8 protein-coding genes, 1 other RNA gene and 2 pseudogenes (2 of these 11 only partly in view) are annotated in these 7,479 nt (G+C 65.3%); 2 read left to right on the forward strand and 9 right to left on the reverse strand.

Annotated elements, in window-relative coordinates; all coding sequences use genetic code 11:
* The 7 genes and pseudogenes from nuoH to E6K79_01900 form a co-directional block, all read right to left on the reverse strand.
* Window positions 1–279: pseudogene (nuoH, locus tag E6K79_01870) on the reverse strand (NADH-quinone oxidoreductase subunit NuoH); it reaches 599 nt to the left of the window's first position.
* A 49-nt stretch (window positions 280–328) separates the two neighbouring features.
* Window positions 329–793, reverse strand: coding sequence for an NADH-quinone oxidoreductase subunit NuoE (gene nuoE / locus E6K79_01875; GenBank protein ID TMQ66688.1), 465 nt, complete (start codon window positions 791–793; stop codon window positions 329–331).
* A gap of 4 nt (window positions 794–797) precedes the next feature.
* Window positions 798–1,328 carry an NADH-quinone oxidoreductase subunit C gene (locus E6K79_01880; GenBank protein ID TMQ66689.1) on the reverse strand — a complete coding sequence of 177 codons (531 nt, stop codon included), beginning with the start codon at window positions 1,326–1,328 and terminating at the stop codon, window positions 798–800.
* Window positions 1,319–1,648, reverse strand: coding sequence for an NADH-quinone oxidoreductase subunit A (locus E6K79_01885; protein TMQ66797.1), 330 nt, complete (start codon window positions 1,646–1,648; stop codon window positions 1,319–1,321). Before E6K79_01885 ends, E6K79_01880 begins: the two co-directional genes overlap by 10 nt.
* A gap of 166 nt (window positions 1,649–1,814) precedes the next feature.
* Entirely contained in the window at window positions 1,815–2,660 is an 846-nt protein-coding gene (locus E6K79_01890; GenBank protein TMQ66690.1) for an MBL fold metallo-hydrolase, read from the reverse strand.
* A gap of 68 nt (window positions 2,661–2,728) precedes the next feature.
* Window positions 2,729–3,094: RNase P RNA component class A (gene rnpB, locus E6K79_01895), an RNA gene on the reverse strand.
* Between the two features lie 53 nt (window positions 3,095–3,147).
* A complete protein-coding gene (locus E6K79_01900; GenBank protein TMQ66691.1) occupies window positions 3,148–3,567 on the reverse strand; it encodes a ribonuclease HI family protein in 420 nt (139 codons plus the stop codon).
* 435 nt (window positions 3,568–4,002) lie between these two features.
* Between E6K79_01900 and aroC the strand changes: the two genes are divergently transcribed.
* Together aroC and E6K79_01910 are read left to right on the forward strand one after the other, a co-directional pair.
* Window positions 4,003–5,244 (forward strand): chorismate synthase, encoded by a 1,242-nt coding sequence (aroC, locus tag E6K79_01905; GenBank protein TMQ66692.1) that lies wholly within the window; start codon window positions 4,003–4,005, stop codon window positions 5,242–5,244.
* Window positions 5,245–5,252: 8 nt separating this feature from the next.
* Window positions 5,253–6,197 carry a nitronate monooxygenase gene (locus E6K79_01910; protein TMQ66798.1) on the forward strand — a complete coding sequence of 315 codons (945 nt, stop codon included), beginning with the start codon at window positions 5,253–5,255 and terminating at the stop codon, window positions 6,195–6,197.
* A 121-nt stretch (window positions 6,198–6,318) separates the two neighbouring features.
* Here E6K79_01910 and E6K79_01915 read toward each other — a convergent pair whose 3' ends face one another.
* Both E6K79_01915 and E6K79_01920 read right to left on the reverse strand, forming a co-directional pair.
* Window positions 6,319–6,852, reverse strand: a complete 534-nt coding sequence (locus E6K79_01915; protein TMQ66693.1) for a hypothetical protein — start codon at window positions 6,850–6,852, stop codon at window positions 6,319–6,321.
* A 542-nt stretch (window positions 6,853–7,394) separates the two neighbouring features.
* Window positions 7,395–7,479: pseudogene (locus E6K79_01920) on the reverse strand (hypothetical protein) (it continues 2,414 nt past the right edge of the window).

Raw genomic sequence — 7,479 nt, forward strand, 5'->3', positions numbered from 1 at the left:
CGTCCGGCCGAAGAGCTGAACGGTATCGCCCCACGGGATCACCGCCGTGGCAACGAGCGCGGTGATCACGGTGAGCGCCGGGGCGAGGACGAACACCACCTTGTCGGCCTGCGACGGGATGATGTCTTCCTTCATGAAGAGCTTGATGCCGTCCGCGATCGTCTGTAATAACCCGAACGGTCCGACCCGCTCCGGCCCGATCCGGTCCTGCATGTGTCCGATCACCTTCCGCTCCATCCAGACGATGAGCGGCACGCCGAGCAGGATGAAGCCGAGGACGATGTGTACCTTGATCGCGGCTTCGATCAGCGTGGCGGCGTCCACGCGGCTACTTCAGCTCCGTGAGGAGGCGGTCCATCTCCTGCGGCGTGACGTTCTCATGATAGCGGTCGTTCACCATGAGGACCGGTGCCGTGCCGCAGGAGCCGAGACACTCGACGGATTCGAGCGTGAATCGGCCGTCCTGCGTCGTTTCCCCGTCGTGGATGCCGAGGCGGTCCTCGATCTGGCGCTGGAGCCGGTGTCCCCCGCGAAGAGAGCAGGAGAGGTTGCGGCATACTTGCAGGAGGAACTTCCCGACCGGCTTCTCGTGGAACATCGTGTAGAAGGAGACGACCTCCCGCACCGCCTGCGGCGTGAGCTCGAGGAGCGTGGCCACCTCGGCCTGGGTCTCCTCGCTCAGCCACCCCTGCTCCCCCTGCGCCACGTGGAGCGCGGGGATCAGCGCGGACTGGTTCGTCTCGTACACGGTCTTGAGCGCCTCGATCTTCTGGCGAGCCTGCGGGGAGAGCACGGAATCAGCTCTCCACGTTCGGGAATTGATCGGAGCGGGTCGGGAAATCCTTCCGGAGTGGATAGCCGAGCCAGCCGTCGGGGGTCAGGATGCGCTCCAGATTGGGATGCCCCTCGAACCGGATCCCCATCATGTCGTAGACCTCGCGCTCCATGAAATTGGCGCCGAGCCAGACCGCGGTGGCCGACGCCACCGTCTGACCGTCATCGACTCCGGTCTTCAGGAGGAGGCGGCGATTCCAGCGGAGCGAGTAGAGGTTGTAGATGACCTCGAATCGCGGCTCCCCGGGGTCTTGATGCCCGCGGAGGTCGACCGACGTCACGTCGCTGAGAAGGGCGCAATCCAGATTCGGGTCGGCCTTCGCGAGGCGAAGGGCGTCCAGGACCGCTTCCCTTTTTACCCAGATCGAAAGCTGGCCGCGGAACGACCGCTCGCGGAGCACGCCGTCCGGAAGCTTGGAGCGAAACAGCTCGACGACTTTCGTCTGATCCGGCGTGAGCGGATCGATCAGCTCGGGGTCGGGGGTCAATCCCATTCGAGCGCTCCCTTCCCCCAGACGTAGACGAGGCCCGCGAGCAGGATCGCGATGAACACGCCCATCTCGATCAGCCCGAACATGGCGAGCTGCTTGAAGACGACGGCCCAGGGATAGATGAAGACGGTCTCGATGTCGAACACGATGAAGAGCATCGCGACCAGGTAGAAGCGGGTATGGAAGCGCTCGCGCGCCGTCCCGACGGGCGTGACGCCGCACTCGTAGGGAAGGAGCTTCGCCGGATCGTTGACCCGACGGCCCAGGAAGTGCGACGCGGCGAGCGTCGCCACGGCAAAGCCCGTGGCCACGACCACCATCATGAGGATCGGGATGAACGCGGCGCTGCTGTTGGGGTCGACCGGGCTCACGAGACTCCCTTGCGCGACGTCGTTTCGAAGCGCCGGCCGGCGTCCCGCGCCGGGATCCGCGCGACTTCGTGAAAAAAGGTGCTAAGTCCGGCAGGATAGTGAGTTGGCGGCTCGACTGTCAAGCCACTTTCTCGAATTCGACCTTCTGTTCCGTGCCCGAAACCCGCACCGCGAAAAGGTCGGGATCATGCTCGAAGAGGAAGAGCCAGCCCTCGCGCGTCGCGTCGCGCAGGATCGCGCGCTTCGTCTCCAACGTGGTCATCGGGTAGAGGTCGTAGCCCATGATGAACGGAAGCGGCAGGTGCGCCACGGTCGGCACCAGATCGACCGTGTAGAGCGCGCGGCTCCCGGCGATGTCGAAGAAGCAGCCCTGGTGTCCCAGGGTGTGCCCGGGGAGATTCTTCATCCAGATCCCGGGAGCGATCTCGAGGTCGTCGTCGTGAAGCAGGAGCTGCCCGGAGGCCTCGAGCGGATCGTAATTCTCGGGCAGATAGGAGGCCCGGTTCCGCTCGTTCGGGTGATGGGCGTCGTGCCACTCCTGCCTTCGAACCAGGTAGTCCGCCTTGGGAAAGGTCGGGCGAACGGTGCCGTCCGGATCGCGCGTCGTTCCACCGCCGCAGTGGTCGAAGTGGAGGTGGGTCATCGCCACCGTGTCGATGGCGTCGGGCGTGAGCTTGAGCAACGCCAGGTCGGAGAGCAGCTCCTCCGGCCCCTCGATCGCGTAGATGTCGCGGAACTTCGCGTCCACCTTCGTGCCGCAGCCCGCGTCGACGAGGATCCGCTTCCCGCCGCCCTCGATCAGGAGGCAGCTCATCCGCATGCGGATGCGGTTTCGCTCGTCGGCGGGGGCGACCCGATTCCAGAGCACCTTCGGGACGACGCCGAACATGGCGCCGCCGTCGAGGCGGAACCGGCCGCCGGAGAGGAAGGTGACCTTGTAGGGACCGATCTGGAGCGAGGGCAAAGCACCGCCTCGGGGGCGGTCGGCGCCCTCCGGGCCTGCGCCCTTCCCCGCGTCTCCGACGATCGGTTTTCCGGAGTACCCCATAAGCCGAGTTCTGTCGGATTGCTCCGTGGCGACCATTTCTCTGGGGCGCGCGTTCCCGCACGCCTCAAGCGACCTACCCGGGACTCGAGCGAGGCGGGCCACCTCATCGTCCCCTATTTGGTCTTGCTCCGGGTGGGGTTTACCAAGCCGGAGGCGTCGCCGCCTCCGCTGGTGCGCTCTTACCGCACCGTTTCACCCTTGCCGCGGGCTTTCGCCCGAGGCGGTTTGTTTTCTGTGGCACTTTCCCTGGGATCGCTCCCGCTGGGCGTTACCCAGCACCCTGCCCTACGGAGCTCGGACTTTCCTCGGGTCGCGCGCGAGGCGCGGCCCGCGGCCGCCTGTGGTACTCCGGAATTCCACCTGCCTGTTACGGGGGTGAGTCTACGGGTCGAAGCGCGCGGAATCAAGCGGGCGGGGCGTCGAGGCCCTCCGCGTCCAGCGCTTCGTTGGCGAGCGCGTCGGCGCGAGCGTTCTCCTTGCGGGGAACGTGCTGGATGGTGTGCATGGGGACCGCGTTCAAGAGCATCGTCGCCTGGCCGTGGAGCGATTGGAGCCGCGGCTCCTTCACCTTGTACCGGCCGTTGAGCTGGCGCACGACGAGCTCGCTGTCGAGGTAGAAGTCGGCCTCCCTCGCGCGAATCTCACGCAGGTACTGGAGCGCCGCGATGATCGCCAGGTACTCGGCCTCGTTATTCGTGTGGACCCCGAGCGTGCGGCTTGATTCGTAGACCGTGTGCCGGGACTCGTCCTCGACCACGATGCCGATCGCGGCCGGGCCGGGGTTCCCGCGCGCGGCGCCGTCGGTGTGTACGATATAGCGCATCCGCCGAGGGTACCCGCACGGGCCCTGGTTTGACAACGCCGGAGCGCGCGGGCACAATGCCGTCGAACGATCCCCTTCTCACGAGAAAGGACGCATGACAACCGTGGCCAAGCCGACCTCGCAAGACGCCGACCTGATTCTCAAGCTCTACGAATTGAGGCGCGATCCCGAAATGCGCCGTGCGCGCGCCTTCATGATTTCCGAGTTCAACGCCGCGAACTGGGAAGCGGTCCGTCCCCATTACCTGACCGGAAACGAGCTGGATCGGCAGTTCCGCATGGCGACCTCTTACTGGGAAATGGTGGCCGCCTTCGTGAACCGGGGCCTGATCGACGAGGACCTCTTCTTCGACACGCACGGCGAGGACATCGTCATCTGGAACAAGGTCAAGGGGCTCGTCCAAGACGCGCGGAAGCACATCCGCCCCACGTGGCTATGGAATCTAGAGAGGATGGCGCGCCGCCACCTGGCCTGGCGCGAGCACTCCTTCCGGATCGCGTCCCAGGTGATCGAGCGGGGATCGAGGTTGAGCGGCCGCCGTTCGGCGGCGTCGGCCAAGGCGGTCGCCTCGGCCAAAGCGGCCGCCCCGAAAAAGTCAGCGCGGTGAGCAGCAGCTTCGGCAAGGTTCTCACGATCGCCACGTTCGGCGAGAGCCACGGTCCTGCTGTCGGCGTGATCCTGGACGGCTGCCCACCCGGCATCCCGCTCGACGCGGAGACGATCCAGCGCGATCTCGACCGGAGGCGGCCGGGACAGAGCGCCGTCACCACGCAGCGGAAGGAGCCCGACAAGGTCGAGGTGCTCTCGGGCGTCTTCGAGGGAGTGACGACCGGGGCCACGATCGCGCTCGTCGTGCGGAGCGTCGACGCGCGCCCGCAGGACTACGCGAACCTCAAGGACCTCTTCCGCCCCGGACACGCCGACTACACCTACTGGAAGAAGTACGGGGTGCGCGACTATCGCGGCAGCGGCCGGTCCTCGGGGCGCGAGACCGTGGGACGCGTGGCGGCGGGCGCGGTCGCGCGAAGGGTGTTGGAGCGTGAGGGCGCCCGCGTTCAAGCCTATACTGTCCAGGTCGGCGATCTGGTCGCAAAGGAGCGTGATTTGGAGTTCGCGGAGCAGAACGCCGTACGCGCCCCCGACCGGAAGGCGGCGCCCGCGATGGAGCGCGCGATCTTGGAGGCGCGCGAGGCGGGCGACTCGCTGGGAGGCGTCGTCGAGATCCTCGCCTCCAGCGTTCCGGCCGGCCTCGGCGATCCGGTGATGGACAAGCTCGACGCCTCGCTGGCCTGGGGCCTCATGTCGATCGGCGCGGTCAAGGGCTTCGAGGTGGGCGAGGGTTTCGCCGCGGCGCGGATGCGCGGATCGGAGATGAACGACCGGATGGAGCGCGGCGGGTTCGCGAGCAACCACGCGGGCGGGATTCTGGGCGGAATCTCGACCGGCGAGCCGATCGTGACGCGCATCGCGGTGAAGCCGCCGTCCTCGATCGCCATTCCCCAGAAGACCGTGGACACGGCCGGCGAGGAGCGCGAGTTCGCGATCTCGGGCCGACACGATCCTTGCCTCTGCCCGCGCGTCGTTCCCGTCGCGGAGGCGATGACCTGCCTCGTCCTGGCCGACGCCCTCCTGCGCCAGCGCTCGATCGAGCACTGGCGGCCGAAGACCAACGTTTGATCGAGCGGATCCGGACCCGCGTCACCGAGATCCTCGGAATCCGCTACCCCATCCTTCAGGCGGGGATGATCTGGGCCTCGGGCTACAAGCTCGCGGTCGCCTGCGCCGAGGCCGAGATCCTGGGCACGATCGGGTCGGCCGGAATGAAGCCCGACCTCCTGCGGTCTCAGATCCAGAAAGCCCGCGCCCTCACGAAGAAGCGGATCGCGGTCAACATTCCATTGTTGCGGGGGGATGCGGCCGAACTGCTGGACGTGGCGTTGAGCGAAGGAATCGACGTGATCGTGACGAGCGCGGGCAATCCTGTGTTGATGGCCCCGCGAATCAAGACCGCGGCCGCCACCTGGATTCACGTCGTCCCCAGCGTGAAGCACGGGCGGAAGGCCCAAGACGCGGGGGTCGACATCGTCGTCGGCGAGGGATTCGAGGCCGGCGGCCACAACGGCGTCGACGAGATCACCACGTTGGCGCTGATCCCACAGCTCGTCGACGCGCTTCAGGTGCCTGTCTGCGCCGCCGGCGGGATCGCCGACGGGCGTGGCTTTCTGGCCGCGATGGCACTCGGCGCCGAGGGCGTGTCCATCGGCACCCGGTTCGCCGCTACGATGGAGTCATCCTCGCATCAGAATTATAAAGAGGCGATCGTCGGCTCCCCCGATAGCGGCACGATGCTCTTCGCCAAGAAGATCGCCCCCGTCAGAGCCATCATCAATACGTTCGTCCGGCGAGTGCGCGAGGCCGAAGCCCGCTGCGTCACCCGCGAGGAGCTGGTGGAGGTCTACGGCCGACATGCCTCGCGTCGCGGCATCCTGGAAGGCGACCTTGAGGAAGGCGAGTTGGAAGCCGGCCAATCGAGCGGGCTGATCCGCGACGTCGTTCCCGCCGCGGAGGTCGTGCGTCGCTTCGTGGCGGAGTACGAAGTGGGGCTAGAGACGCTTGAGCGGCTGAAGTAGGGTGAGCGAGTCCATTCGTGGGACGCGGTGCGGTGCCTGGGACCCTCGACCCTTGGCGGGGAGAAGTCCCGGCATCAGTGGCGGCGCGGAGCGCCGTCCACTGCACGCCGAAGTTAGGCGGTTACCTGGCCCCAAACAGCGAGGCAGCCACTTCTGAAAAGAACACCATGAAGGCAGCAAGGACTGAAGCAAGTGCCAGCAGCGCCAAGCCGGAAAACTCGAGAACCGCGCTTACATCGAAAGAACTTGGAAGGTGCTTGATGGCGTTCTCACGCATCTCGACGAGCTTCACCGTCCCCGCTGCGGGTGCGATGTCGTTGTCTGCAAGGAGCTCTGAGCTCCTCGCCGCGATGCCAACCACAGCGCAATGAAACCTCTTGGCGAATGTGCCTCGCTCGTAGCGCGACCTAATTACAGCGACCACGAACGCCGCCAAGGCAAGTCCCAAGATGACGATCAGAGCTGCATATCCTAGCCCGAGCTCAAGGTTTGAGCTCCTTGTCCTGTACACGGCAATCCCCGCCATTTCTGCAAGCACCAGCGTCGTCAACCACCGCACATTTTCTACAATCGCGATGAGGTCCCGTTCGTAGGACTCTAGGGTCTGCTCAAGCCTCTTGTTCGTGGATGGTCCGGCATCGGGTGTCAAAGCCATATGTCCTCCAGAACTGTGGCTTCTCGGTTGTCCGCCTGACGAGTGGTAGATGGTTCAGTGTAGCCGCGTGAGCAGAAGATCTTGGTCTGCCAATTGAGTCGTTCGTCGTAGACCTTCGCGATTCTCCGCCTTCAACCGAACGCTTTCCAGGGGCCGCCGGGCATCACACTGCATTCGTCCGGTTCTCCTGTATAGTCGGATGGTCGCTGGGTGATGATAACGTATGCGCTACACCTCTCTGCAGCCTGGGGGGTAGAGCTTTTCGAGTACTAGGACCGGCCCAAGCACAAGAACTGGGGAGTCATTGACTGGGACTCCTTCTTATCCGCCGCGCCCAGAAGAGTCTGGCTCCGGCGGAAGCAATTCGCGGAAATCCGCGTAGTTTCTTGATGCGAGCTTGCCGATGAGCTCCCTGATCGCCGTTCGAACCAAACCCTCATCTTCCCTTGACCGAGCGGCGCGGATGACCGCCTTCACCGAATCGCGCCAGACATCCACTACCCATCCGCGTTCGTCCCCCTCGATCATACACGCGAGCGATTCTAGCGCCTCCAGCGAATGGACTGAAGCAACGATCGCAAGACGCTCCAGGACCATGTGATCGCTGTCGGTCTTAGGCAGGATTCG

It is taken from the genome of Candidatus Eisenbacteria bacterium (genome assembly GCA_005893305.1).
Taxonomy (GTDB): domain Bacteria; phylum Eisenbacteria; class RBG-16-71-46; order SZUA-252; family SZUA-252; genus WS-9.

Excerpts from the sequence above, each read along its gene's own strand:
- E6K79_01880 (TMQ66689.1), bottom strand. The coding sequence starts at position 1,328 with ATGGGATTGACCCCCGACCCCGAGCTGATCGATCCGCTCACGCCGGAT.
- E6K79_01885 (TMQ66797.1), bottom strand. The coding sequence starts at position 1,648 with ATGATGGTGGTCGTGGCCACGGGCTTTGCCGTGGCGACGCTCGCCGCG.
- E6K79_01900 (TMQ66691.1), bottom strand. The coding sequence starts at position 3,567 with ATGCGCTATATCGTACACACCGACGGCGCCGCGCGCGGGAACCCCGGC.
- aroC (TMQ66692.1), top strand. The coding sequence starts at position 4,003 with ATGGAATCTAGAGAGGATGGCGCGCCGCCACCTGGCCTGGCGCGAGCA.
- E6K79_01915 (TMQ66693.1), bottom strand. The coding sequence starts at position 6,852 with ATGGCTTTGACACCCGATGCCGGACCATCCACGAACAAGAGGCTTGAG.